This window comes from Variovorax sp. 10L421, assembly GCF_056395365.1.
This window is the reverse complement of record NZ_JBFTJJ010000003.1, coordinates 295138-320360: the sequence shown is the minus strand read 5'-3', so window position 1 is coordinate 320360 and position 25223 is coordinate 295138. Positions and strand designations below refer to the sequence as shown.

Below are 25223 nucleotides of genomic sequence, written 5' to 3'. Positions count from 1 at the left end.
CGAAAGATTTCATCGGGAAGTAATCACCCGATTCGCGCTTTCTGGAATCCGAGCCCTTTCGTCGTATGGCAAGAAAAAAGCGCTACGAAAGCATGTTGCGATGCAACAACTGCGTCAGCGGCGAGTAGGGTTTTCATCACTGCCCAAGCCGGCTCGCGATGTCAGCCGATGGTTGCAATGGCGGCGCCAGCGGCCACGTATCCACCCGCGGCGACCGAGAAAGCGATGCGCCCCGCCCGGTGCGCGAGCACCTGCATTTCCATCTTCATCGCCTCCATCACGGCGATGACGCTGCCCGCCGCGACCTCGTCGCCATCAGCCACCTTCCAGCCTTGCACCGTGCCCGATACCGGCGCGGCCACGGCGGCGGCGTCTGCCACTGCCGGTTCTGCCGTTGCGATGCCCGCACCACCAGCAGCCGCAGACGACAAACCACTCAACAGCACGGCCGGCAAGCCCAGCGACATCCGCCGCCCATCCACTTCGATCGCCGTGCGCAACAGCGCCGTGCCGGGCATCGGGTCAGGTCGCATCGCAGCGGCCTCGCCATTCGCGAAGTCGGTCTCGATCCAGCGCGTGTGCACCTTGAATGCATCGCCCGACACGAAGTCGGGGTGCGCCATCACGGCGCGGTGGAATGGCAGCACCGTGGGCAGGCCCTCGATGCGGAACTCCTTGAGCGCACGGCGCGCCCGCGCGATGGCCTGCTCGCGCGTGGCACCGGTGACGATGAGCTTGGCCATCAGCGAATCGAAGGTGCCCGGCACCTGCGAGCCGGCATCGACGCCCGCGTCGACGCGCACGCCGGGGCCCGAAGGCGCATCGAACACCTTGACCGGCCCGGGCGAAGGCATGAAGCCGCGCCCCACGTCCTCGGCGTTGATGCGGAACTCGAAGGCATGGCCGCGCGGCACCGGCGTCTGCCTGATCGACAAGGGCAGCCCCTCGGCAATGCGCAGCTGCTCGATCACGAGGTCGATGCCCGTGGTTTCCTCCGTCACCGGATGCTCCACCTGCAGCCGCGTGTTCACTTCGAGAAAAGAGATCGCACCGCTCGCGCTCAGCATGAACTCGACCGTGCCGGCGCCCGTGTAGCCGGCTTCCGCGCAGATGTCGCGCGCCGACTGGTGAATGCGTTCGCGCTGCTCGTCACTCAGGAAGGGCGCGGGCGCCTCTTCGACCAGCTTCTGGTTGCGCCGCTGCAGCGAGCAGTCGCGCGTGCCGAGCACCACAACGTTGCCGTGCGTGTCGGCCAGCACCTGCGCCTCGACGTGGCGCGGGCGGTCGAGGAACTGCTCGACATAGCACTCGCCGCGGCCGAACGCCGTCACCGCCTCGCGCACCGCCGATTCGTAGAGGTCTTCCACCTCGTCGAGCCGCCACGCCACCTTGATGCCGCGGCCGCCGCCGCCGAACGCGGCCTTGATCGCGACCGGCAGGCCGTGCTTCTCGGCGAAGGCGAGCACCTCGCCAGCGTTCTTCACCGGATCGGCCGTGCCCGCGACCAGCGGCGCGCCGACCTTCATCGCGAGCTTGCGGGCCTGCACCTTGTCGCCCAGCATCGCGATGGCCGCGGGCGAGGGGCCGACCCACGTGAGGCCGGCGTCGATGACGGCCTGCGCGAACGCCGCACTCTCCGAGAGAAAGCCGTAGCCCGGGTGCACCGCATCGGCGCCGCTGCGCGCGGCCACCGCGAGCAGCTTGGCGATGTTCAGGTAGGTGTCGGCGGGCTTGTTGCCATCGAGCCCGTAGGCCTCGTCGGCCATGCGCACGTGCAGCGCATTCAGGTCGGCGTCGGCATACACCGCGACCGATTGCACGCCGTGGTCGGCGCAAGCGCGTGCGATGCGCACGGCAATTTCGCCGCGGTTGGCGATCAGGAGTTTTTTCATCGGGAAGCTCTCACGGTGCAAGGGTTTCAACAAAGCCGGCGTCGGCCATCGGCTTGAAGCGGACGCGCGCATTCACGGGGATCTGCCCCGCGCGGTCCAGGTGATGGGTGGCGACGGAGGCGATCACGGGATAGCCGCCGGTCAGCGGATGGTCGGCCAGGAACAGCGCGGGCTGGCCGCTGGGCGGCACCTGGATCGAGCCGCGCGCCGTGCCCTCGCTGGGCAGCTCTGCGTGATTGGCGCGTGCCAGCGGCACCTCGCCCGCGAGCCGGATGCCGACGCGGTTCGATTGCGGCGTGACCGCCCACCGCTGGCTGCACAGAAGCTCGACCGCATCGGGCGTGAACCAGTCGGTGCGCGGGCCGAACACGATGTCGAGCACGACTTCTTCCTGCACGGTGGGCAGGTCCGCCGGCGGCGTTTCGGGCGCACCGACCACGGCGCCGGTGGCGACCGCGCGCACGGGCAGCACGTCGCCCGCGGCGATGGCTGGCGGGCCGACGCGGGCCAGCGTGTCGGTCGAGAGACTGCCGAGCACGGGCGAGATGTCGAAGCCGCCGCGCACGGCGATGTAGCTGCGGATGCCGGCCTGCGGCTCGCCCAGCGCCAGCACGTCGCCATCGGCCAGCGCGATGGGCTGGTAGCGCGGCAGCGGCCACTTCGCGCCATCGGCGCGGGTCAGCGTGACGGGGCCGTCCGCGCCGGTGATGGCGACCACCGCGTCGCCACGGCATGCAAGCTGGAAGCCGCCATAGGCGATCTCCACGCAGGCCATGTCCGATGCGTTGCCGACCAGCCGGTTGGCCGCCTGCAGCGAGCGCTGATCCATCGCACCGGAGGCCGACACGCCCTGACCGGCCTGGCCGTGCCGGCCGCCATCCTGCAGCAGCGCCTGCAGCCCCGCAGCGCGAATCTCGAAGGCGCAGCCGCCATCCACAGCAGCGGGTTGCGAAGGCGCGGACGCCGTGGCCACAGGCACAGCCAGCGGCAATCCGGTGACATCCACGAAGCGCACCGCGTCGCCCGGCTGCAGCAGCGCCGGCGTCTCGCGCGCCAGGTCCCACATCGGCGCATCGGTGATGCCGATGATCTGCCAGCCGCCGGGGCTGGCCTGCGGGTAGACGCCGCTGAAGCTGCCCGCAAGGCCGACCGCGCCCGCCGGAATACGCGTGCGCGGCACCGTGCGGCGCGGCACGTTCAGGCTCGGGTGCCCGCCTGAAAGATAAGCAAAGCCCGGCGCGAAGCCGGTGAAGGCGACGGTGTAGTCGCTGCCGGTGTGGCGGCGAACCACCTCCTCGGGCGCGATGCCCAGCAGACCGGCCACCTCGGCCAGGTCTTCACCGTCGTAGCGCACGGGAATCTCGATGCGCTTGTCGATGCGCGTCTCGCGCGCGTCGAGGCTGCGCCCGCCGACCCGCCGCACGAGTTCATCGGCCGCAATCGCAGCCGGGCGGAAAGTGATCAGCAGCGTGCGCGCGGCAGGAACCAATTCTTCGATGCCCGCGATGGGTTCGGCGCGCAACGAGGCCAGCAGCGCGAGGGTCTGCGGCAGGTCGTCGAGCTCGACCAGCACCGCATTCAGGTTGACCGGCAGGAAGCGCATCGTCATGCGGCTGAATCCACGAAGGAGCGGATCGTCACGCCTGCCTGTTCGAGCCGCGCGCGCACCTGGCGCGCCATCTCGACCGCGCCCGGGCTGTCGCCGTGCACGCAGACCGACTCGGCCTCGATGCGCACCGTGCTGCCGTCGATGGCCGTGACCACGCCGTCGGTGGCCAGCCGCAGCATGCGCGCGGCCACTTCGTCGGCGTCGTGCAGCACCGCGCCGGGTTCGCGGCGCGACACCAGCGTGCCCTGCGACGTGTAGGCGCGGTCGGCAAAGGCTTCGGCCACGGCACGCAGGCCTTCGCCGCGCGCCCAGCCCAGCAGCGGCGAGCCCGCCAGCGCCACCAGGCACAGGCCGGGATCGACCTCGCGGATGGCAGCGATCACGTCGCGCGCCTGGCGCTCGTCGTGGGCGATGGTGTTGTAGAGCGCGCCATGCGGCTTCACATAGCGCACCGTGGTGCCGGCAGCGGCGGCAAGGCCTTTGAGCGCGCCGATCTGGTAGATGACGTCGGCGCGCAGGTCGGCGCTGTCGACGTCCATATTGCGGCGCCCGAAGCCCACGAGGTCGCGGTAGGCCACGTGGGCGCCGACGGCAACGCCGCGCTCCTTCGCCTGGCGCAGCGTGCGCAAAATGCCGGCCGGGTCGCCCGCATGGAAGCCGCAGGCCACATTGGCGCTGCTCACGAGGGAAAGCATGGCGGCGTCGTCGCCCATGCGCCATACGCCCAGGCTCTCGCCGAGGTCGCTGTTCAAGTCGATGTTCATGTTCGTCCCGGCGCGCGGTGATGCGCGCTCTCGGTTCAATGCAGGCGGCCTGCCTGCCGGGGGCAGGCGGTCACGCGAACGAAGAGGGAATGCGCCGGATCAGTTTTGGCGCAGATCGCGCCCGCGCGTCTCGGGCAGGCACAGGGCCACCAGGACCACCATGGCATAGGCGATGGCCGCGCACACGCCGATGGCGGTACCCAGCGGCAGGTGCATGCGGTCGCTCAGCACGCCGACCAACGCGGGGAAGGTGGCGCCGATGCCGCGTCCGAAGTTGTAGCAAAAGCCCTGCCCCGAACCGCGCAGCTCGTTGGGAAACAGCTCGGCCAGGAAGGCCCCCGCGCCGCTGAAGATGCCCGACATGAAGAAGCCCAGCGGAAAACCCAGCAGCAGCATCAGGCCGTCCGTGATGGGCAGCAGCGTGTAGGCATAGACCAGCGAACCGGCGCCGACGGCGAACAGGATGAAGGCGCGGCGCCGGCCAAGGCGGTCCGACAGGTAGGCACCGCACAGGTAGCCGATGAAGGCGCCCACGATGAACATGAACTGGTAGCCGCCCGAGCCCAGCACGGTGAGATGGCGCTCGTTCTTCAGGAAGGTCGGCAGCCAGACGCCGATGGCGTAGTAGCCGCCCTGCATGCCGGTGAACAGCAGGCTCGCGAGCACCGTGGTGCCGAGCATGCCGGGCTTGAAGATCGCGAGGAAATTGCCGCTGCGTTCGCCGCGCGCCACGGCAGCTCGGCTTTGCACGTAGATTTCCGGGTCGCGGATCGAGCGGCGGATGAAGACGATCAGCAGCGCCGGCAGCAGGCCCAGCAGGAACATCGCGCGCCACGAGATCTCCGGAGGCAGGAACGAGAACAGCGCCATCGACACCAGCACCGCCGCTCCCCAGCCGATGGCCCAGCTGCTCTGCACCAGCCCCACGGCCTTGCCGCGGTAGGCCGGCCGGATCATCTCGGCGATGAGCACCGAGCCCACCGCCCATTCGCCGCCGAAGCCCAGGCCCTGCAGCGTGCGGGCGATCAGCAGTTCCTCGGGCGTGCGCGACAGGCCGCAGGCGAAGGTGAAGATCGCGAACACCAGGATCGTCAGCTGCAGGATGCGCACGCGGCCATACATGTCGGCCAGGATGCCCGCCACCCAGCCGCCGATGGCCGAGGCGACCAGCGTGGCGGTGCCGATCAGGCCGACCTCGGTCTTGCTCATGCCCCACAGCGACAGCAGGATCGGCGTGACCAGCGGCAGCGTGTAGTAGTCGAACGCGTCGACCGCGTAGCCGCTGAAAGACGCGGCGAGCGTGCGCTTCTCGTTGGGATTGAGCGTGCGCAGCCAGTTCTCGCCGGCAGGCGCATCGCCGGCCGCGGGGGCTGCATCGAGGGTGCTCTTCATGGTCGTGGTCTCCTGGGTCTCGGGTGAAAAAAAGGGCAGCCTAGAAGGCCGCCAGGCGGTGGTGCAGCAGGTCGGTAACGAGCATCGCGCCCGGTGCATGGGTGATCGCGAACGGCAGCCGCGCGGCCGCCAGCACGGCCTGGGGCGTCACGCCGCAGGCCCAGAACACGGGGAGCTCGTCGGGTATCACCTCCACGGCATCGCCGTAGTCCGGCACGCCGATGGCGCGGATGCCGATCAGCGCCGGATCGCCGATGTGCACCGGCGCGCCGTGCACGGCCGGAAAGCGCGAGGTGATCTGCACCGCGCGGATAGCGTCGGCCGCGCGCAGCGGTCGCATCGACACCACCATCGGCCCGTGGAACGGATCCGCCGGCACGGTCTCGATCGAGGTGCGGTACATCGCCACGTTGCGGCCCTGCGCGACGTGGCGCAGCGCGATGCCCTCGGCCATCAGCGCATGCTCGAAGGTGAAGGAGCAGCCGATCACGAAGCTCACCAGGTCGTCGCGCCAGAGCGCCCGAACGTCGGTAGGCTCGTCGACCAGTTCGCCTTCGCGCCAGACGCGGTAGCGCGGCAGGTCGGTGCGGATGTCGATGTCCTCGCCGAGCACCGGCAGCGCCGGGTCACCGGCCTCGGACACGCCCAACAGCGGACAGGGCTTGGGGTTGGCCTGGCAGAAGCGCAGGAAGTCGCCGGCATGCGACTTCGGCAGGATCACCAGGTTGCCCTGCGCGTGGGCGCTGGCGAGGCCGCTGGTGTGCGTGTTCAGCGCGCCGCTGCGGGCGGCAAGGCGCACGGCCAGCGCGCTGCTCGAGGGACCGGGTTGTTGTTCGAAGGAATGGCGGCTCGACATGGCGTTACCGATGCGCAATGCATCGCTGTGTTGTGATGCGCCGGATTGTGGGAATGCGCGCTCACGAACGCCAACGCAAAGTTTCTCGCTCAGCTCATCGATTTTTTCGATGACCCCTGGCGGTGCGAGGCATGCACCACGGCGGAGCCGAGCGCGGCCTCCGGCAGCGGCGACGACGGGTCGTCGCGGTAGCTCGCGTAAATGGGCAGCGGCTCCAGCGTGTCTTCGCACGGCAGCACGCGCAGCGGCAGGCGCCGCGCCAGCGGCTCGACCACCGCGCGCGGCAGCGTGGCGACGCCGAAGCCCGCCTCGACCAGCTGGGCCATGGCCGAGATCGAAGAGATCGCGTGCACGCGCGGCGGCGGGCTGCCGGCCTCGCGGAACAGCTCGAGCAGCGCCACGTGCGGCTGAGAGCCGCGCTGGAAGGTCAGCAGGTCGAGCGACAGCAGGTCGGCCAGGCGGTAGCGCCGTTTCAGGTGCAGCTCGCGGTGGCCGACGAAGCACATGGGCATCGGCGGCACGGCGCGCGTGCGCACGCCGTCGCCGGCGGCGGGCAGCGCGGCGAACACCAGGTCCTGCTTGCCGCGCTGCAGCTGGTCGACCAGCACCGGCGTGGTTTCGACCGTGAGTTCGAGCTCAAAGTCCGGGTGGGTGGCCTGCATGTGCTTGAGCCAGCCGGTGAGCCAGCTGTGCACCACCGACTCGATGGCGCCGACGCGCAGCACCGTCTCGCGCGCCGCGCCCGAGCCCATCTCGGCCTTGATGTGCATCTGCATCTCGAGCAGCTTCTGCGCGAAGGCATGGAAGCGCTGCCCCGCCACGGTCAGGCGGAACTGCTTGTCGCGCCGGTCGAGCAGCAGCACGCCGAGTTCGCGCTCAAGCGCGGCGATGCGGCTGGACAGGGCCGACTGGGTCAGGTGCAGCTTCTCGGAGGCGCGCGTGATGCTCTTGAGCGCCACCGCCCAGTGGAAGGCTTCCACGAATCGAAGGTTCATTTGCGTTGCGGTCCCGGAATCAGGCTTTCAGGTACTCGGCCTTGGTGCCGAGCCAGCGGTCGATGTGGCGCTGGGCCAGGTCAGGGTGCTTCCGCAGCATGACCGGCGCGAGTTCACGGGCCCAGTCGAGCAGCAGCGTATCGGTCGTCAGGTCGGCAAAACGCAGCAGCGGTGCGCCCGACTGCCGCGCGCCCAGGAACTCGCCGGGACCGCGAATCTCCAGGTCGCGCCGCGCGATCTCGAAGCCGTCGCCGGTCTCGGCCATTGCCTTGAGCCGCGCGCGCGCCGCTTCGCCAACACGGCCGCTGTCGCCCGGCGCATAGAGCAGCACGCAGGCCGAGGCCGCCGCACCGCGTCCCACGCGGCCGCGCAGCTGGTGCAGCTGCGAGAGGCCGAAACGCTCGGCATGCTCGATCACCATCAGCGAGGCGTTGGGCACGTCGACGCCCACTTCGATCACGGTCGTGCTCACCAGCACCTGGATCTCGTTGGCGGTGAATGCGGCCATCACCGCCTGCTTCTCGGCCGTGGGCATGCGCGAATGCAGCAGGCCGACCTGGATGGGCTCGCCGAGCGTGTCGGCCAGCTCGTCGCGCGTTTCGGTCGCGTTGCGCAGGTCGACCGCCTCGCTCTCCTCGATCAGCGGGCACACCCAGTACACCTGCCGGCCCTGCGCGATCTGCGCGTGGATGCGGTCGATGACCTCGTCGCGCCGATGGTCGGCCACCAGCTTGGTGACGATGGGCGTGCGGCCCGGCGGCAGCTCGTCGAGCGTGGAGACGTCGAGGTCGGCGTAGTAGCTCATCGCGAGCGTGCGCGGGATCGGCGTGGCGCTCATCATCAGCAGATGCGGCTCCAGGTGCCCGACGGCCTTGCCGCGCAACGCAAGACGCTGAGCCACGCCGAAGCGGTGCTGCTCGTCGATGATGGCCAGTGCGAGATTCTTGAAGCGAACCTTCTCGGAAATGACCGCGTGCGTGCCGATGACCAACGCGGCCTGGCCGCTCTCCACCGCCGCCGACATCTCGTCGCGCTCCTTCTTCTTCTGGCTGCCCGTGAGCCACGCCACGCGCAGGCCGCGCGCAGCGAGCAGCGGATCGAGCCAGCCGACCAGCTTGCCGAAGTGTTGGGCCGCGAGGATCTCGGTGGGCGCCATCAGCGCGCACTGGAAACCCGCGTCGATGCAGCGCGCCGCCGCCAGCGCCGCCACCACGGTCTTGCCCGAACCCACGTCGCCCTGCAGCAGGCGGTGCATCGGGATCTGGCGGTGCAGGTCGGCCGTGATCTCCTCGCCCACGCGCTGCTGCGCACCGGTCAGGCCGAAGGGCAGCACCGCGAGCAGCTGCGCATGCAGCGAAGTGGCGACCGCCTCGGTCGGCGCAGGCAGCACCGGCGCACGCTGGGCTGCGCGCTCCAGCCGGGCCTGCAGTTGCGACAGTTGCTGCGCCAGCAGTTCCTCAGCCTTGATGCGCTGCCATGCCGGGTGGCTGTGGTCTTCGAGTGCGGCAATAGACACGTCGGGCGTCGGGTAGTGCAGGAAGCTCAGTGCGCTGCGCAGATCCCACGCGCCGCGCAGACCGATCTGCACCGGAATGGTCTCGTCGAGCACCGCGCGCGCCAGGCCCGAACGCACCTCGCGCCGCAGCACCGGCTGCGCGAGCCCGGCCACGGTGGAGTAGACCGGCGTGAGCGCATTCGGCAATGCGGTGCCGGCCGCCTTCACGCTCGGATGCATCATCTGCCGCCCCACGAAGCCGCCGCGCACCTCGCCGCGCACCCGCACCCGCGCGCCGACCGCCAGCTGCTTCTGCTGCGAGGGATAGAAGTTGAAGAAGCGCAGCTGGCAGGTGTCGCTGCCGTCGTCGATGGTCGCCAGCAGCTGGCGGCGCGGACGGTACACCACCTCGCATTCGGTGATCACGCCTTCGACCTGCGCCATGTCGCCGTCGCGCGTGTCGGCCAGGCGCACGATGCGCGTCTCGTCCTCGTAGCGCATCGGCAGGTAGAGCGCGAAGTCGATGTCGCGCACGAGGCCCAGCTTGCGCAAGGCGCGCTGCACCTGGCTCAGGCCGCTGCCGGGCAGGCCTGCGGGCACCGGCGCGGCGGCACTCGCGGAAGCTGCAGGGGACGGGGCTTTCTTGGGAGGCACGGACGGGCTTCTAGCGCGGGCGGCAAAGGTCCGCCAAGGCGCTGTGGGCATCGGGGAACATGAACTGGAAGCCGGTGCGCAGCAACTGCGCGGGCACCACGCGCTGGCCTTCGAGCAGCAGGTCGGCCTGCTCGCCGAGCAGCAGCCTGACGGGCGCCGCGGGAGTCGGCATCCAGCAGGGGCGGTGCAGCACGCTGGCGGCGACGCGGGTGAATTCTTCCTGGCTCAGCGCACCGGGCGCGGTGAAGTTGAAAGCCTGCGCGGTCGGCGGCACCGCGGCGTTTTCGGTCAGGGTCCACACATGCGCCATCGCCCGGATCAGGTCGTGCACATGCACCCACGACAGCCATTGCCGCCCGCTGCCCAGCCGCCCGCCCATGCCGAGCCGGACCGGCATCAGCAACTGCGGCAGCGAGCCCTGGTGGCCGAGCACGAAGCCGAAACGCATGCAGGCCACGTGCACACCGTGCGTGACAGCGGCGCGTGCCGCCTGCTCCCAGCGCTGGCACAGCTGCGACATGAAGATCTCTTGCGGCGGCGCATCTTCGGCGAGTTCGGCGGCGTGGCCCTGCGGCTGGACGCCGTAGTAGCCGATGGCGGAGCCCGAGAGCAGCAGCCACGGCTTGCGTGGCCGCGTGGCGATCCATGCCACCAGCTGCTGCGTCAGCCCTTCGCGGCTCCTGAGCAGCTGCTGGCGTCGCCGTTCGCTCCAGCGCATGCCCAGGATTCGCGCGCCCGCGAGGTTGACGACCACGTCGACATCGTCGGCCGCCGGGACCTGGTGGAGCGATTGCACGCAGCGCACCGCGCCGCCGAAGTCCCAGGCGGCCGAGCGCGCATCGCGCGTCCAGACCGTCACCGCATGGCCGTCGGCCAACAGGTGGCGCACGAGGATCTTGCCGATGAAGCCGGTACCGCCCGTGACCAGCACATGCTGCGGCTTGGTGCCGAAGCGCACCGGCGCCAGGGCATCGCGCGCCTGCGCCTGCTTGTGCTGCCCGAACAGCGCGCGCGCCGCGAAGCCATCGCGCAGGCCCGAGAGACCCACGCCCACGCCGCACAACGCCAGGAACGCGCTGAGCCAGCCGTGCGGCTGCCACACCATCGCGGTCGGCTGCGCGGCCCAGCCGACCGCGCTCATCGCCAGCAGCGCGATGAACGCGCCGGCGTTGATGGCCAGCACCGTGTGCGTGACCCGTTCGGTGGGCGGCAGCAGGCGGCTGCCGTCCTCGACCACGAAGTCCCACAGCGTGAGCACGATCTCGACGCTGAACACCGCGAGCAGCACCCACGCCCACGCGCCGTGCCAGGCCCACGCCGACAGTCCGAGGAACAGCGCGCAGTAGATGGACGAGCGCGTCGCGTGGATCGCCAGCTCGCGCGCCGCCGTGCCGCGCCGCGGCAGCGCCTCTGTGCCCTCGTGGTGGTAGAGCGTGTCGAAGGCGCCCAGCACGCCCTGGGCCGCCATGAGCTGCAGGGCCAGCAGGTGCGTGTCGAGCGTCATGCGGCCACCGCCTGCGGCTCGGCCACTTCCTCGAACACGCCGACCTGCGTGAAGGTGGTGCCCATCAGCCAGTGGCGGATCTCGATGCGGATGTTGAAGCGCTCGGGCGTCTCGTTGTGGTGCCAGAGAAAAGTCTTGCCCGGCGTGAAGAGGCCCGGCAGCGGAATGCGCCAGCCGAACACGTCCCAGAAATAGCCGTCGCTCTGGAAATGCAGGCTGCCGTTCTCCACGCTCAGCACCAGCTTCATGCCCAGGCCCATGCCGACGTACTCCAGCACCTCGCCGCGCTCGCTCTCGCGCATGAAGCTGGTGAACTGGATCGGCTTGCGCCCGTGCAGGCGGTAGATGCGCTGCTTGTAGATGGCGGGGTCGCCGGGCTTGGCGTAGACCTGGATCTCCACGGGGAAGTGGCTGTCGCTGTAGGGGATCAGCGCGCCCTGGATCATCGGCTGCGTGAGGTGCCCCAGCAGCTTGCCGAAGCGCGAGCAGCGCAACTCGCTGAGCGCGCCCAGGTAATGCAGCGCCTTGCCGGGCGAGGGGTTCTTGTCGAAGCGCCGGCGGATGTCGGGGTGCAGTCCCATCCAGGCGCCGCCCAGGATCTTCTTGAAGAGCTCGCCTTCGGAAGGAGGAGCAGGGGCTGGCGGGACGCGCGCGACGTAGGAATCGACCATGCGTCGATTCTGCCTCGGCAACCCCCTGCCGAGCCCGTGATTCCAGCCCATGGGACAATCGCCCGCTTCCTGCATCCTTCTCTTCCCATGCCTCCTTGGCACGGGCCCGTCCGGCCCTCAAGCACCATGCGCGCCTTCACGCTTTCCGATTTCGATTTCGCCTTGCCGCCCGAGCTGGTGGCGCAACACCCGGCCACCGAACGCACCGCCTCCCGCCTGCTCGACGGCACGGGGCCCGCGCCAGTCGACCGCATCTTCAAACACCTGCCTTCGCTGCTGCGCGCGGGCGACCTGCTCGTCTTCAACGACACGCGCGTGGTCAAGGCGCGCCTGTTCGGCGAGAAGCCGACCGGCGGCAAGCTCGAGCTGCTGGTCGAGCGCGTGCTGCAGGGCCACGAGGTGGTCGCCCACATGAAGGTCAGCAAGAAGCCGCCCGTGGGCACCACGCTCGAGATGGTCGGCGGCTTTCGCGCCACGCTGCTGGGCCGCTGGCCGGACGAAGACGGCGCGCTGTTCCGCTTCGGCTTCGAGAGCGACGCGGGCGAAGACCCGTACGCGCTGATGGCCCGCTGCGGCCACGTGCCGCTGCCGCCCTACATCACGCACACCGATTCGGCCGACGACGAGAGCCGCTACCAGACCGTGTTCGCACGCGTGCCCGGCGCGGTGGCCGCGCCCACCGCCGCACTGCATTTCGACGAGGCATTGCTGGCCGAGCTCGATGCGCACGGCGTGCAGCGCGCCAGCGTCACGCTGCACGTGGGCGCCGGCACCTTCCAGCCGGTGAAGACCGAGAACATCGCCGAACACACGATGCACGCCGAGCGTTATGAGGTGCCCGAGGCCACGCAGCGCGCGATTGCCGAATGCAAGGCACGCGGCGGCCGTGTCGTTGCGGTCGGCACGACCACGGTGCGCACGCTCGAATCGTGGGCCAGGAGCGGCGAAGCCACGGGCGACACGCGCATCTTCATCACGCCGGGCTTCGTGTTCGAACACGTCGACTTGCTGGTGACGAACTTCCACTTGCCGAAGAGCACGCTGATGATGCTGGTCTCGGCCTTCGCGAGCTACGAGCACGTGATGGCGCTGTATGCCCATGCCATCGCCAACGGCTACCGCTTCTTCAGCTATGGCGACGCCATGCTGCTCGCGCGACAAACGGACTGAACGACATGCTGAACTTCGAACTCCTCAAGACCGACCCCGACAGCCACGCGCGCCGCGCCACGCTCACGCTCAACCACGGCAAGGTGCAGACGCCGATCTTCATGCCCGTGGGCACCTACGGCACCGTCAAGGGCGTGATGCCGCGCAGCCTCGAGGAGATGGGCGCGCAGATCATCCTGGGCAACACCTTCCACCTGTGGATGCGCCCCGGCCTGGACGTGATGGCGAACTTCGGCGGGCTGCACCAGTTCGAGAAGTGGGACAAGCCCATCCTCACCGACTCGGGCGGCTTCCAGGTGTGGTCGCTGGGCGCGATGCGCAAGATCAGCGAGGAAGGCGTGAAGTTCGCCTCGCCCGTCAACGGCGACAAGCTGTTCCTCACGCCCGAGGTCTCGATGCAGATCCAGACCATCCTGAACAGCGACATCGTGATGCAGTTCGACGAGTGCACGCCCTATGACACCAAGGGCCATATCACGACGGAGGCCGAGGCGCGCATCTCGATGGAGCTGAGCCTGCGCTGGGCCAGGCGCTGCCAGAGCGAATTCGCACGGCTGGAGAACCCGAACGCGCTGTTCGGCATCGTGCAGGGCGGCATGTTCGAGAACCTGCGCGAGGAGTCGCTCGCCGCGCTGGTCGACATGGACTTCCCGGGCTACGCCATCGGCGGCGTGAGCGTGGGCGAGCCCAAGGAAGAGATGCTGCACATCATGGGCCACACGCCGCACCGGCTGCCCGCGAACAAGCCGCGCTACCTGATGGGCGTGGGCACGCCCGAGGACCTGGTGCAGGGCGTGGCCGATGGCGTGGACATGTTCGACTGCGTGATGCCCACGCGCAATGCGCGCAACGGCACGCTGTTCACGCGCTTCGGCGACCTGAAGATGCGCAACGCACGCCACAAGAGCGATCCGCAGCCCATCGACCCCAGCTGCACCTGCCATGCGTGCGCCGGCACCTCGGGCGTTTCGTGGAACGACGGCGGACGCGAGGGCTTCAGCCGCGCCTACCTGCATCACCTCGACCGCTGCGGCGAAATGCTCGGGCCGATGCTCACGACCATCCACAACCTGCACTACTACCTGAACCTGATGCGCGAGATCCGCGCGTCGCTCGACGCGGGCTCGTTCACCGAGTTCCGCGCGCGCTTCAAGTCGGAGCGGGCACGAGGCGTCTGAGGCCTCTTCTTACTTCGGGGCCTGGATGGGCAGCGGGGTGGCGTAGGGCTCGATACGCAGCGCCTCGTTCTTGAAGACCACGATCTGCCTGAGCGGCGCCTGCACCAGCGCGCCGCCCGAGTCCTTGTGCGAGGCGTACTGCCACAGCGTGAGCTGGCCCTTGGCGGCCAGCTGCGCGGCCAGCCGCTCCACGGCGGGGCCGGAGCCCGCGCCGAGCAGCGCCGCGTCGGCGCCCACGATCACCTCGTCGCGCGGCGAGACCACCTTGAAGAGCTGCACGGGCGCCGGCGCCTGTGCGCGCACGGAACGCACCGCCAGGGCGGCGGGAAGAAGCGCGAGCGCCAGGACGGCGCGGCGGGGAAAGGTGTTCGTCATGGGGCAGGAGCGTAGCCACGCCCGTCGGCGCTGCCCATTCGCCGGAAGCCATACGCCGACCGGCAACCCCGGGCTCGCCCGGGGGCCCGCTCATCCGCTACGCTTGCCTTCCGTTTCCACTGCTGTTGCCGCATTCCCATGACCAACGCATCTTCTCCCTACACCGCCCGCTATCCGTCGCTGGCCGGGCGCACCGTGTTCATTTCCGGCGGCGCCAGCGGCATCGGCGAATCGCTGGTGCGGGCCTTTCACGCACAGGGCGCGAAGGTCGGCTTCTGCGACCTCGACACCGCCGCCGGCAACGCGCTCGCGGCGCAGCTGCAAGGCGAGCACCCTGCGCTGTTCCAGGCCTGCGACGTGACCGACACGGCCGCGCTCGGCGCCACCATCGACGCGGTGCGCCAACGCTTCGGCCCGATCGCCGTGCTGCTGAACAACGCAGCCAACGACCGCCGCCACGAGATGGCCGACGTGACCAGCGAGGACTTCGACCGCCTCGTGGCCGTCAACTTCAAGCACCAGTTCTTTGCCGCGCAGGCAGTGGCGGACGACATGCGTGCGCTGGGCGGCGGATCGATCATCAACTTCGGCTCGATCAGCTGGATGATCAAGGGCCGGGGCTATCCGGTGTACCAGGCCTGCAAGGCGGCGGCGCGCGGCCTCACGCGTTCGCTGGCGCGCGACCTGGGCAAGCAGAACATCCGCGTGAATTCGATCGTGCCGGGCTGGGTGATGACCGAACGGCAGATCAAGTTGTGGGTGAAGCCCGAATCGGGCGCGGAGATCGATGCGGCCCAGTGCCTGCCGGGCCGCGTGATGGCGGAAGACATCGCGGCAATGGCGCTGTTCCTCGCGGCCGACGATTCGCGCATGTGCACCGCACAGGACTACGTGGTGGATGCGGGCTGGACCTGAAACAGGCTCGCCCCCAGGCTACGCGCACTTCGTGTCGCTTCGCCAACCCCCTACCGGGGGCAACACCTGCGGCCCGGCGAAGCCGGTTCCGCGGTGTTTCTGGAAAAAGAAAATTCCCGGGTACCGATCTTCTTAGTCGCGCAGTTCGGCTGGCAGCGTGCCGCCATTGGCGGCGATGCGGCTCATCACCTGCTTGTGCAGGCCGATGTTCCATTCGGCCGAACCCGGCTCGCCATCGCTGTAGAGAATTTCGCTGGCCAGTTCCTTGCGCGCGGCGAGGCTGCTGTCCAGGCCCAGCAACTTGAGCAGGTCGACGATCGAGGTGCGCCAGTTCAGGCCGGCGGCACCAGGCATCGCGTCCAGGACGGCGGGCACGTCGCCCAGCGGGATCGCAGGCGGCGGTGCGGCAGCGGCCGGCGCGCCCGGTGCAGCCGCCGGCGGTGCGGCGACGACTTCAGCGGCGTTGGCCGACGGAAAAATCTTGGAAAAAATCTTGCCGAAAATGCTCATGGGTGTACTCCGTCAATGTGAATGGGAAAACCCGCGGCACGGCGTTGCGTGCCGCAGCCCTGGGGTTGTAGCACGCCCGTGCGGCGGTTCCGCTACGTGGCCGGCAGAACCGGGGCACCCGGCGTGACCGATTGCGCAGTGCCGGTCACAGGTGTGTGCGGCGACTGCGTCTGCGCGCCCGCCGAGGTTCCGCAGGCATGGCAGAACTTGGAGAACGCGCTCTTGCGCGTCTCGCACTGGCCGCAGTGGTCGAACAGGCCGATGCCGCAGTGCGGGCAGAAGTCGATCTCGTTGTTCTTCAGGTCGACCGGCCGTTCGCAGCCGGGGCATACGCTCTTGCCCAGGCGCGCCAGGGCGACGTCGTAGCTCAGCTCCTCGCGGCGCACCTGGTCGGGCTGCTGCTCGGCGAGTTTCTGGCGCGCCAGGTAGCGGTTGAGCGCGATGATCGCGTAGCGACCCACCAGCACGGTGAGCAGGATGCCCACCACGTAGCGCACATAGCCGCCGTAGCTCGGCAGGTAGGGCACCAGCTCGACGAAGAAGGCGAACAGCGCGAAGAAGATGAAGCCCCACACGAACGGCCACCAGGTGCTCTTGCGCTTCTTCACGAAGAGCCAGCCGGCCACGACGAGCAGCGGCAGCGTGAGCGCCAGCCGGTAGGCGAATACGCGCAGTTCGATGCGGCGGTACTCGGCGTCGAGCTTGAGCTGCGCGTCGCGCTCCAGCACCGACAGCGCTTCGGAGGCGCGCTGCTCGGCCTGGCGCGCGTCGAGCGCGATCTTCTGCTGGGCGTTGACCTTGCGCTGCAGCTCCTCCTCCTTCTGCTTGAAGGCGTCGAGCGCCTTGGTGCGCGCGATGAGCTCGGTGTCCTGATCGGGCTGCGCGGTGGCGCGCCGCGTGGAGATCCAGTTGCCGAAGGTCTCGCGCGCATTGGCGCTGGCCTGCTGCGCGGCGTTGAGCTGCAGGCGGATCTGGTCGAGGTCGCGCGCGGCCTGCAGCTCGGCGGCTTCCGAGGCCTTGACGGTGGCGCGCAGCGGCTCGGCCGCCGGCTTGTCGATGAAGTCGTCGATGCCGCGCACGCGCTCGACCTGGGGCAGGTCGCTCACGACGGTGCTGCCGAGCCCGATGAGGAAGCTCGCGAACACCAGCGCCACCAGCCAGAGGCCGCGGCGGAACCATTTTTCGGAAAGGCGCAAGGATTTGCTCATGTTGTTTTCTCCACGTTCTTATTGAAGCTTCAAGGTCACCGGCGCCGCGCCGAGCCCGGCACGCGGCAACCATGCGAACACAGAATCGACCGTCACGGTCTCGATGCGATCCGAGAAGCGCTTGTCGTTCGGATGGTCGTCGAAGGCCACGTTGGCCGAGCCTACGCGCCCGCCCAGCCGGGTGAGCGGGCCGAGCTTCAGCACGGTCGGCTCGTAGCCTTTGAACTGCAACCAGGCCTGCGCCTGCGCGCGGCTGCCGATGGTGGCGGGCTCCATGGCGGCGGCCAGCGTCTCGACGGCCCACTGGTTCGACTGCTGGTACTTCTGGCCCCAGGCGTAACTCACGATGCTGTAGGGCGCGGTGTGCAGCCGCACGATGCGCGCGGGCGGTTCGTTCAGCGCGGCCAGCAGCTGCGCCTGCACCTGCGGCGTGGGCACGGCCCAGGCGGCCTCGTAGCGCCACGGGTCGTCGAGAAAGAACTCGCCGAGCCCCTGGCGGTAGACGGCGGCCACTGCGGTCCCGCACTGGTTGAGCTTGTGCACCACGCGCCACGGGCCGGCATCCGTCTTGTAGGCGATGCCCAGGTGCGAGTAGCGCAGGCCGTACTTGCTCAGGTCCTGCCCCGCGCGCGCCAGGATCACGACGCGCGCGCCGCTGGCGTCGAGCGCCTGCGAGGTGCGCTCGGCCAGTTGCATGCCCTTGACGATCACTTCAGGCGCAGGCTTGACCTGCCCGCACGAGCGGCCGGCCTGCGCCTGCATCGGCAGCAAGACCGCAAGCCCGAGCAGCAGCGGCAGTGCCCGGTTCACGACAACCTCTCGTTGTGGAGCAGCGCGCGGCCGATGGCGTTGGGCACGAAGGCCAGCACCTCGCCGGCGGCCGACAGCACCACGCCGGTGCCGATCACGCTGACGAGGACGCTGGTGCCCACGGCTTTCGACACGCCGTCAGCCGCGCGGCCCGCGACCTTGATGCTGGCGCGCGCGCCGTCCGAAGCGCGTTCGAGCAGGTACACCGTGCCGTCGGCAGAGGCTTCGACCGCGATCACGGTGAGCGTCGAGCCGCCCACAGACAGCGCGGCAGGCACGGCGACCGCCGCGGTGGCCGAGGCCCCCACCGCAGAGGCGGCGACCACCACCGATGCCACAGGCATCAGCGAGAGGGCGACCGAGGCGTCGCTCTGCGCCTGGGCACGCAGGGGAGCCGAGATGCCCGCGAAGGCGGTGCAGGCGGCGACGAGAACGGCGGCAATCGACTTTTTCATGATGGGCTTTCGTTGATCGGACGCGGGTTATTCGGCAGCAGAAGCAGCAGCTTCGGCACGGGCCATGCGGCGGCCCTGCAGGCGGGCTTCGGCCATGTCGGCTTCATGGCGGTCGCGCAGCGTCTTGGCCAGCGTGAAGGCCGAGCTGATCAGGAACAGCCAGCTCACGCCCAGGAAGGCCTTGTAGGCCTCGTTGATCTCCATGCGCACGAGGCCCCAGCCGGTCAGGCCCATCGCGGTGAAGAAGCTGCCCCAGACGACCAGCTTCCACATCGGCACGTCACGGCCCGCATCGGCGCCGCGCTCGGCGGCCTGCTGGCTGTCGCGCACGAACTTGGCCAGCATGAAGGCGGTGCTCAGGCAGAACACGTAGCCCATCACCATGAACGCCCGGTCCAGCGCCTCCCCCGGCAGCCAGCTCAGGCCGGTGGCGCACAGGAAGACGGCGATCGCGAACGAAGCCCAGGCCTGGAACTGCCAGGCCCGCGTGTCGCGCTGGATGAAGACGGTCGTGGTCGATGAGAGGGGTTGCATGTGTGCCTCGCGGCGTAGTGAAGGTGGGCGAATGATGGTTCGCTCCCGCACCGCGGGGCTTGAATGCTTGCACCAGTTGCGGTTTTCAGCGCCGCCGGTATCTGCAGTCGATACTTTCCGGCGCCTTGCGCGCCGGAAAGGAGCCGCGCCTCAAGCGGCCAGCAGGGCGCTCACACGCTGGCGCAGCGACTCGGGCTGCACTTCCACCGGCGGCACTGGACCGCCGACGTTAAGCCCCACGCGGCTGAAGAAGCCGCGGCGAAACGGCTTGGCCATGGCCACGCGCTCGCCGCCGCGCAGTTCGATGCGGCTGAAGTACGAGCCCCAGAGATTGGTCAGCGCCATCGGGATCACCGGCGGCTCGATGCCCTGGGCGCGCGCGCCTTCAAGGATCTTCATCACGCCGCCCTTGAACGGCTGCAGCTCGCCGTCGCGCGTGATCGCGCCCTCGGGGAAGATCGCGAGCAGATCGCCCTCGCGCAGCACGCCGATCGCCTTGGCAAAAGCCGCTTCGTAGGCCGCGGGGTCTTCCTTCTGCGGCGCGATCGGAATGGCCTTGGCCAGCTTGAACAGCCAGCCCAGCACCGGCACCTTGAAGATGCGGTGGTCCATGATGAAGCGGATCGGCCGCGGGCTTGCCGCCATCAGCAGCACCGCGTCTATGAAGCTCACGTGGTTGCACACCAGCACGGCCGCGCCCTCGGTGGGAATGTGCGACTCGCCCTTGATGTCGAAGCGGTAGACGAAGCGCGACAGCACCCAGGCCACGAAGCGCAGCAGGTACTCGGGCACCAGCATGAAGATGTAGAACGCCACCACCGCGTTGGCGATGCCGGTGAACAAAAAGATCTGCGGAATGGTGAAGCCCGCGCCCAGCAGCGCGCCCGCGATGACCGAGCTGCCGATCATGAACAGGGCATTGAGGATGTTGTTCGCCGCGATGATGCGCGCGCGGTGCGTGGGCTGGCTGCGCAGCTGGATCAGCGCGTACATCGGCACGCTGTAGAGGCCCGCGAACAGCGACAGCAGCGCCAGGTCGGCCATCACGCGCCAGTGGGCGCCCTGGCGCACGAAGGCGCCGATGCCCATCTCGGGCACGGCCGGCAGGCCGCGCGACGCAAAGTAAAGGTCGACGGCGAACACGCTCATGCCGATGGCGCCCAGCGGCACCAGGCCGATTTCCACCTGCCGGCGGCTCAGCGTCTCGCACAGCAGCGAGCCGACGCCGATGCCCACCGAGAACACCACCAGCAGCAGCGAGGCCACCTGCTCGTCGCCGTGCAGCACTTCCTTCGCGAAGCTCGGGAACTGGCTCAGGAACACCGCCCCGAAGAACCACATCCACGAGATGCCCAGCAGCGAGCGGAACACCACCACGTTCTGGTTCGCGAGCTTGAGGTTGCGCCAGGTTTCGCTGATCGGGTTCCAATTGATGACCAGCCCCGGGTCGGTGGCCGGCGCCTTGGGTATGGCCTGCGCCACGCCCCGGCCGACCAGCGCCAGCAGCACGCAACCCACGGCCACGCTCATGTGGCCGATCTGCGGCACCGCCACCAGCAGCCCGCCCGCCACCTGCCCGAGCAGGATGGCGACGAAGGTGCCCATCTCGACCATGCCATTGCCGCCCGTGAGTTCGCGCGCGTCGAGCACCTGCGGCAGGTAGGCGAACTTGACCGGCCCGAACAGCGTGGAGTGCAGGCCCATGAGGAACACGCAGCCCAGCAACACCACCGCGTCGGCCCGCACGAAGCCCCAGGCCGCGAGCACCATGATCGCAATCTCGAGGTTCTTGACGAAGCGGATCATCTTCGTCTTGTCGAACTTGTCGGTGAGCTGGCCGGCCGTGGCAGAGAACAGCAGGAACGGCAGGATGAACAGCGCGCCGATCACCAGCCCCGCCATGGCCGGCGGCATCCAGCCCAGCTGCAGCTGGTAGGTCACCATGACGGTGAAGGCGAACTTGAACAGGTTGTCGTTCGCCGCACCCGCGAACTGGGTCCAGAAGAAAGGCGCGAAGCGCCGCTGCTTGAGGAGGGCGAACTGGTTGGCGTGGGCGTTCGCTTCGTGGGCCACGGGTGTGGCTGCGGCAGCGGCGGGATTTGTCATTCGAAGAGTGCTCCTCAGGCGGCCACGGCGGCGGCGCCCGGATTGTGCCGTAGTGCGGCTTCCCAGCGCATTTCGAGCTTGTGGAGCGCGAGCACCACGGGCAGCCCGGCGAGCGAGGCCGTCAGATGCTTCAGCGTATGGCCCGAAACCGTGTGCCGCGTGAATTCATAAATCTGGTGGTCGGCCAGTTCGAAAGCCTTGGCCAGCACGTAGAAGAAGATGACCCAGCCCAGCTTCAGCCCGACCGACTTGCGCATCGGCGTGGCCAGCGCCAGCGTCACCACCAGCGCCATGCCGCCGAACTGCACCAGCGCCCAGGGCATGACGTTGCCGGTTTCCTGGAACACCTCGGCCGAGAGCAGGCCGGCCGTCAGCACGAACCAGGCGGCGGGCCAGCCGGCGCGCTGGCTCACCCGCTCGCAGACCGCCACGCCGATCAGCCCGGCGAAGGCCACCGCCATGCCGGCGCGGTCCGCGGCGAGCCGGGGGGCGTCGGGCACGAGGTGGAAGAAGGCCGAGCCCGCGGCGGTGGCGATCAGGCCGGCGAAGAAGAGCCAGGCGCAGTCGAGCGTGTTGTCCGGCGGATCGCTGGCGGGCGGGGCCAGCGGGAACTGCGACAGCGCCTCCTGGTGCGAGCGGTCGATGCGGTTGAGCCGGTACAGGCCCCACAGGCCGATCACGACGAAGGGGATGTTGCTCAGCACGTCCATGGCGTTGGGCAGTCCGTGCCAGGCGCGGTTGTCGGCGAACACCGAAGCGATGGCAACCTCGGCGGCGGGCAGCGCGGGGCCGAAGAAGGCGACCAGAGTGAGCAGCGCGAAAGTGAAAAGCAATCCGCGTTCGCGGCGGCTGAGTCGGCTGGCAAGAGACAGGAGCATGGCGGTCCTCGGTGGGTGGGTCGGTACGGGCCGCAAATTTAGGCGCGGGCCGCTCCACAGGCATCGAGAATCGATACGAGGCACTAATTCACTCCTACCGGTATCTCCAATTGATACTTGCAGGCGCCCGTGTACGCTTCCGGGCCATGAGCACCACCGTCGATCTCGTCCAAGCCCTCAAGAACGAACTCAAGAGCGCCCGCATGACCTACGCCGACCTGGCGCGGTCGCTCGACATGGCCGAATCCAGCGTCAAGCGGATGCTGGCCAAGAGCGACATGCCGTTGTCGCGCGTGGACGCCATCTGCCGCGCGCTGAAGATCGACTTCGCCGAACTGGCGCGCCGCGTGGCCGACGCCCAGCCGCTGCTGAAGGAGCTGACGCACGAGCAGGAAAAGGCCGTGGTCAGGGACAAGAAGCTGCTGCTGGTGGCCATCAGCGTGCTGAGCCAGTGGACGCTGGAGCAGATCGTGGCCGCCTACCGCGTGAGCGAGGCCGAATGCATCGGCTTCCTGGCCCAGCTGGACCGCATCGGCATCATCGAGCTGCGCCCGCTCAACCGGTATCGCCTGAAGCTCGCCAAGACCTTCCGCTGGCGGCCGCATGGCCCAGTGATGGAGTTCTTCCGCGAGAACGTGGTGCTCGACTACTACAAGGGCGGCTTCGACGGCCCGGCCGAGGGCCTGCTGCTGGTGCACGGCCAGATCAGCCGCTCGCTGGCGCCGGCCTTCCTGGAACGCCTGCAGCGCGTGGCGCAGGACTTCGCCCAGCAGCACCAGACCGACCAGAAGCTGGCCGCCAAGGACCGCGAGGGCTACACGCTGCTGCTGGGGATGCGGAACTGGGAGTTCGAAGCCTTTACCCGCCTCCGCCGAGCCTGAGGCTCAATCCAGGAACACCGAGGAACCGGCTTTGCCGGGCCTCAGGTGTTGCCCCCGGTAGGGGGTTGGCGAAGCGACACGAAGTGCGCGGCCTGGGGGCGAGCCTTACTTGGCGGCTTCGAGCGTGTCGCGCATCGTGCGCGCGGCGCTCTTCGCCGCATCGGCGAAGTCATCGCCCGACGACGCGTAGATGATCGCCCGCGACGAGTTCACGATGATCGGCGCATCGGCGCGCCAGCCGGCGCGCACGGTGGCGACCGCATCGCCGCCCTGGGCGCCGACGCCCGGAATCAGCAGCGGCACGGTTGGCGCGAGTTCGCGCACACGCTCGATTTCCGCCGGGTAGGTCGCGCCTACCACCAGTCCGAGTTGGCCGTTGAGGTTCCACGGGCCTTGCGCCAGGCGAGCAACGTGTTCGTACAGGAAGGGCTGCCCCTCGACATCCGCCAGCCGCTGGCCCTGCAGGTCGGAACCGCCGGGGTTGCTGGTGCGGCACAGCAGGAACGCGCCCTTGCCCTCGTGCTTGAGATACGGCGCCACCGAGTCGAAGCCCATGAAGGGCGACAGCGTCACCGCATCGGCGCCGTAGCGCTCGAAGGCCTCCAGGGCGTACTGCTCGGCGGTGGAGCCGATGTCGCCGCGCTTGGCGTCGAGGATCACGGGCACGTGGGGCGCATTGCGGCGCATGTGCTCCATCAGCTGCTCGAGCTGGGCTTCGGCGCGGTGCGCCGCGAAGTAGGCGATCTGCGGCTTGAAGGCGATGACCAGGTCGGCCGTCGCGTCGACGATGCGGGCGCAGAAGTCATAGATGCGGCTGGCGTCGCCCTTGAGATGCCCCGGGAACTTGGCCGGCTCCGGATCGAGCCCCACGCAGAGCAAGGAACCGTTTTTTTGCTGTGCGGCGGCCAGCTTGTCGAGGAAAGTCATGGGGTCCGATTTTAAGGATGCCAGGAAACACGCCCCCGGTTCGAGCGTGAAACACCGCGGAACCGGTTTTCCCGGGGCCGCTGGTGTTGCCCCTGCAAGGGGCTGGCGAAGCGGGTCAACCCTGTTCAGCGGCCAGGCAGAGGTCGGCCCAGGCGCGTGCCTTGTCGGCGGGATTGCGCAGCAGGTAGGCGGGGTGGTAGGTCGCCACCACCGATGCGCCGCCGGCGGAAGCCAGCGGCACGGCACGGCCGCGCAGCTTGCCCAGCGGGTCGCCGCTGCGCATCAGGCTTTGCGCGGCCAGCGGGCCCATTGCCAGCACGATGCGCGGTGCGAGCGCCGCGGCATGCTCGTCGAAGGCCTCGTCCATGGCGCGCGGGCTGCCGGGCTGGCCGGCGGCCACGCCGCGGTGGGTGCGCATGAGGTGCACGGGGGTCTTGCCGTCGTGCAGCTTCAGCGCACGCAGCATGTTGTCGAGCAGGCGGCCGGCGTCGCCCGCAAAGGGTTCGCCGTGGCGGCCGTCGGCCTCGGGCGGCATGTCGGCCACGACCAGCCAGCCGCCCTGCGTCGATTCGGCGCCGGCGTCGGCATAGAGACGGCAGGGCGCCTCTACCAGCACGGCGGCGCCTCCGGACAGTGGCGCAGCGGCCGGGCGAACGACCGGTGCGGGGGGCGGCACGGGTGCCGCGACGGACCGGGCCGCGGGCGGCGGCGGTGCGGCCACCGGCATTTCAGCCTGCACGCGCTCGCGGACGACCGCCGCCACCTCTTCGGTGGCTGCTGCGGAAGCCGTTCCAGGCGCCGCCTCGGCGGCCTCGGGCACCGGCCACCAGACCTTCACGCCCATCTCGTCGAGCATCGCGCGCTGGCGGGCGTCGAGCTTCAATGTCTGCACCGCGCTCATCGCAAGGCTCCCCAGGCGCTGCCTGTTTCATTCAAGCGCAGGCTCATGACGACCGCGTCCTCGCGCTTGCCGTCGTGCGCCGGGTAGTAGCCCTTGCGTACGCCGACGCTGCGAAAACCGTTGCGCAGGTAGATGTCGAGAGCGCGCTGGTTGCTGCGGCGCACTTCGAGCCAGAGCCACTGCGCGCCCTCGGCCCGCGACCAGCCGCCCAATGCCTCGAGCATGAGCGGCGCCCAGCCCTGGCGCTGGAAGGCCGGCGCCACGGTGATGTTCAGCAGGTGCACTTCATCGACGCCCTTCATGGCGACGAAGTAGCCGATCAGCGTCTCGCCCAGTTGGGTGAGCGGCGAGCTCACGCCGGGTGCCATGCCGGGCGCCAGCAGGCACTGGCAGTGGTAGCCCACGGCCATGGAGTCGGTGAAGTTGGCGCGCGTCCACGGATGGCTGTAGGCCGTCTGCTCGACCGCGCAGACGGCATCGATCCGCTCGACGGTGAGCGGTTCGAGGCGGGCTTCGACGGGCTGGAGGACGGCACTCATGCGA

Annotated in this window: 24 protein-coding genes; 4 read left to right on the top strand and 20 right to left on the bottom strand. The window is 69.2% G+C overall.

The window, feature by feature from the left end; all coding sequences use genetic code 11:
* Positions 1-161: 161 nt before the first annotated feature.
* The 9 genes from AC1DFC_RS07785 to AC1DFC_RS07745 form a co-directional block, all read right to left on the bottom strand.
* Entirely contained in the window at positions 162-1892 is a 1731-nt protein-coding gene (locus tag AC1DFC_RS07785) for an acetyl/propionyl/methylcrotonyl-CoA carboxylase subunit alpha (protein WP_478178922.1), read from the bottom strand.
* 10 nt (positions 1893-1902) lie between these two features.
* Positions 1903-3495: a 5-oxoprolinase subunit B/C family protein gene (locus AC1DFC_RS07780; protein WP_478178937.1), complete on the bottom strand. Its 1593-nt coding sequence runs from the start codon at positions 3493-3495 to the stop codon at positions 1903-1905.
* Positions 3496-3497: 2 nt separating this feature from the next.
* Positions 3498-4265, bottom strand: a complete 768-nt coding sequence (locus tag AC1DFC_RS07775; RefSeq protein ID WP_009124777.1) for a LamB/YcsF family protein — start codon at positions 4263-4265, stop codon at positions 3498-3500.
* A gap of 99 nt (positions 4266-4364) precedes the next feature.
* Positions 4365-5657 (bottom strand): MFS transporter, encoded by a 1293-nt coding sequence (locus tag AC1DFC_RS07770; protein WP_478178921.1) that lies wholly within the window; start codon positions 5655-5657, stop codon positions 4365-4367.
* A 40-nt stretch (positions 5658-5697) separates the two neighbouring features.
* On the bottom strand, positions 5698-6513 hold the full coding sequence (locus AC1DFC_RS07765) for a putative hydro-lyase (RefSeq protein ID WP_478178936.1): 816 nt from the start codon (positions 6511-6513) through the stop codon (positions 5698-5700).
* Between the two features lie 89 nt (positions 6514-6602).
* Positions 6603-7508, bottom strand: a complete 906-nt coding sequence (locus tag AC1DFC_RS07760; RefSeq protein ID WP_009124771.1) for a LysR family transcriptional regulator — start codon at positions 7506-7508, stop codon at positions 6603-6605.
* A 19-nt stretch (positions 7509-7527) separates the two neighbouring features.
* Positions 7528-9708, bottom strand: a complete 2181-nt coding sequence (gene recG, locus AC1DFC_RS07755; protein ID WP_478178920.1) for an ATP-dependent DNA helicase RecG — start codon at positions 9706-9708, stop codon at positions 7528-7530.
* A complete protein-coding gene (locus tag AC1DFC_RS07750) occupies positions 9668-11161 on the bottom strand; it encodes a TIGR01777 family oxidoreductase (protein WP_478178919.1) in 1494 nt (497 codons plus the stop codon). Before AC1DFC_RS07750 ends, recG begins: the two co-directional genes overlap by 41 nt.
* Positions 11158-11832 (bottom strand): DUF4166 domain-containing protein, encoded by a 675-nt coding sequence (locus tag AC1DFC_RS07745; RefSeq protein WP_009124764.1) that lies wholly within the window; start codon positions 11830-11832, stop codon positions 11158-11160. Before AC1DFC_RS07745 ends, AC1DFC_RS07750 begins: the two co-directional genes overlap by 4 nt.
* Positions 11833-11958: 126 nt before the next feature.
* On the opposite strand from AC1DFC_RS07745, the gene queA reads away from it, so the two are divergent.
* Positions 11959-13002: a tRNA preQ1(34) S-adenosylmethionine ribosyltransferase-isomerase QueA gene (queA, locus tag AC1DFC_RS07740; RefSeq protein ID WP_478178918.1), complete on the top strand. Its 1044-nt coding sequence runs from the start codon at positions 11959-11961 to the stop codon at positions 13000-13002.
* A gap of 5 nt (positions 13003-13007) precedes the next feature.
* Positions 13008-14180, top strand: a complete 1173-nt coding sequence (gene tgt, locus AC1DFC_RS07735) for a tRNA guanosine(34) transglycosylase Tgt (protein WP_009124762.1) — start codon at positions 13008-13010, stop codon at positions 14178-14180.
* Positions 14181-14189: 9 nt separating this feature from the next.
* Here tgt and AC1DFC_RS07730 read toward each other — a convergent pair whose 3' ends face one another.
* Positions 14190-14555 carry a hypothetical protein gene (locus tag AC1DFC_RS07730; protein ID WP_413314022.1) on the bottom strand — a complete coding sequence of 122 codons (366 nt, stop codon included), beginning with the start codon at positions 14553-14555 and terminating at the stop codon, positions 14190-14192.
* A gap of 138 nt (positions 14556-14693) precedes the next feature.
* Between AC1DFC_RS07730 and AC1DFC_RS07725 the strand changes: the two genes are divergently transcribed.
* Complete coding sequence (locus AC1DFC_RS07725) at positions 14694-15470, top strand: SDR family NAD(P)-dependent oxidoreductase (protein ID WP_009124760.1); 777 nt, start codon at positions 14694-14696, stop codon at positions 15468-15470.
* A 132-nt stretch (positions 15471-15602) separates the two neighbouring features.
* Here AC1DFC_RS07725 and AC1DFC_RS07720 read toward each other — a convergent pair whose 3' ends face one another.
* From AC1DFC_RS07720 to AC1DFC_RS07690, 7 genes are all read right to left on the bottom strand, one after another.
* On the bottom strand, positions 15603-15980 hold the full coding sequence (locus tag AC1DFC_RS07720; RefSeq protein WP_009124759.1) for a DUF3597 domain-containing protein: 378 nt from the start codon (positions 15978-15980) through the stop codon (positions 15603-15605).
* A 92-nt stretch (positions 15981-16072) separates the two neighbouring features.
* Positions 16073-17188, bottom strand: coding sequence for a K+ transporter (locus AC1DFC_RS07715; protein WP_009124758.1), 1116 nt, complete (start codon positions 17186-17188; stop codon positions 16073-16075).
* A gap of 18 nt (positions 17189-17206) precedes the next feature.
* Complete coding sequence (locus tag AC1DFC_RS07710; protein ID WP_413331897.1) at positions 17207-17998, bottom strand: DUF2145 domain-containing protein; 792 nt, start codon at positions 17996-17998, stop codon at positions 17207-17209.
* Positions 17995-18453, bottom strand: a complete 459-nt coding sequence (locus AC1DFC_RS07705) for a hypothetical protein (protein ID WP_413314025.1) — start codon at positions 18451-18453, stop codon at positions 17995-17997. Before AC1DFC_RS07705 ends, AC1DFC_RS07710 begins: the two co-directional genes overlap by 4 nt.
* Before the next feature lie 27 nt (positions 18454-18480).
* Complete coding sequence (locus tag AC1DFC_RS07700) at positions 18481-18987, bottom strand: YiaA/YiaB family inner membrane protein (RefSeq protein WP_478178917.1); 507 nt, start codon at positions 18985-18987, stop codon at positions 18481-18483.
* A 150-nt stretch (positions 18988-19137) separates the two neighbouring features.
* Positions 19138-21093, bottom strand: coding sequence for an MFS transporter (locus AC1DFC_RS07695; RefSeq protein ID WP_413314026.1), 1956 nt, complete (start codon positions 21091-21093; stop codon positions 19138-19140).
* A 14-nt stretch (positions 21094-21107) separates the two neighbouring features.
* Positions 21108-21971 (bottom strand): hypothetical protein, encoded by an 864-nt coding sequence (locus AC1DFC_RS07690; protein ID WP_478178916.1) that lies wholly within the window; start codon positions 21969-21971, stop codon positions 21108-21110.
* A gap of 146 nt (positions 21972-22117) precedes the next feature.
* Between AC1DFC_RS07690 and AC1DFC_RS07685 the strand changes: the two genes are divergently transcribed.
* A complete protein-coding gene (locus tag AC1DFC_RS07685; RefSeq protein ID WP_009124743.1) occupies positions 22118-22852 on the top strand; it encodes a helix-turn-helix domain-containing protein in 735 nt (244 codons plus the stop codon).
* 105 nt (positions 22853-22957) lie between these two features.
* On the opposite strand, the gene pyrF is transcribed toward AC1DFC_RS07685, so the two are convergent.
* The 3 genes from pyrF to rimI form a co-directional block, all read right to left on the bottom strand.
* A complete protein-coding gene (gene pyrF, locus AC1DFC_RS07680) occupies positions 22958-23779 on the bottom strand; it encodes an orotidine-5'-phosphate decarboxylase (RefSeq protein ID WP_009124742.1) in 822 nt (273 codons plus the stop codon).
* A gap of 115 nt (positions 23780-23894) precedes the next feature.
* The gene (locus tag AC1DFC_RS07675) at positions 23895-24680 is read right to left on the bottom strand and encodes a uracil-DNA glycosylase family protein (RefSeq protein WP_009124741.1); all 786 of its coding nucleotides are present in this window, start codon (positions 24678-24680) and stop codon (positions 23895-23897) included.
* Positions 24677-25219 carry a ribosomal protein S18-alanine N-acetyltransferase gene (rimI, locus tag AC1DFC_RS07670; protein ID WP_009124740.1) on the bottom strand — a complete coding sequence of 181 codons (543 nt, stop codon included), beginning with the start codon at positions 25217-25219 and terminating at the stop codon, positions 24677-24679. Before rimI ends, AC1DFC_RS07675 begins: the two co-directional genes overlap by 4 nt.
* Positions 25220-25223: the final 4 nt, after the last annotated feature.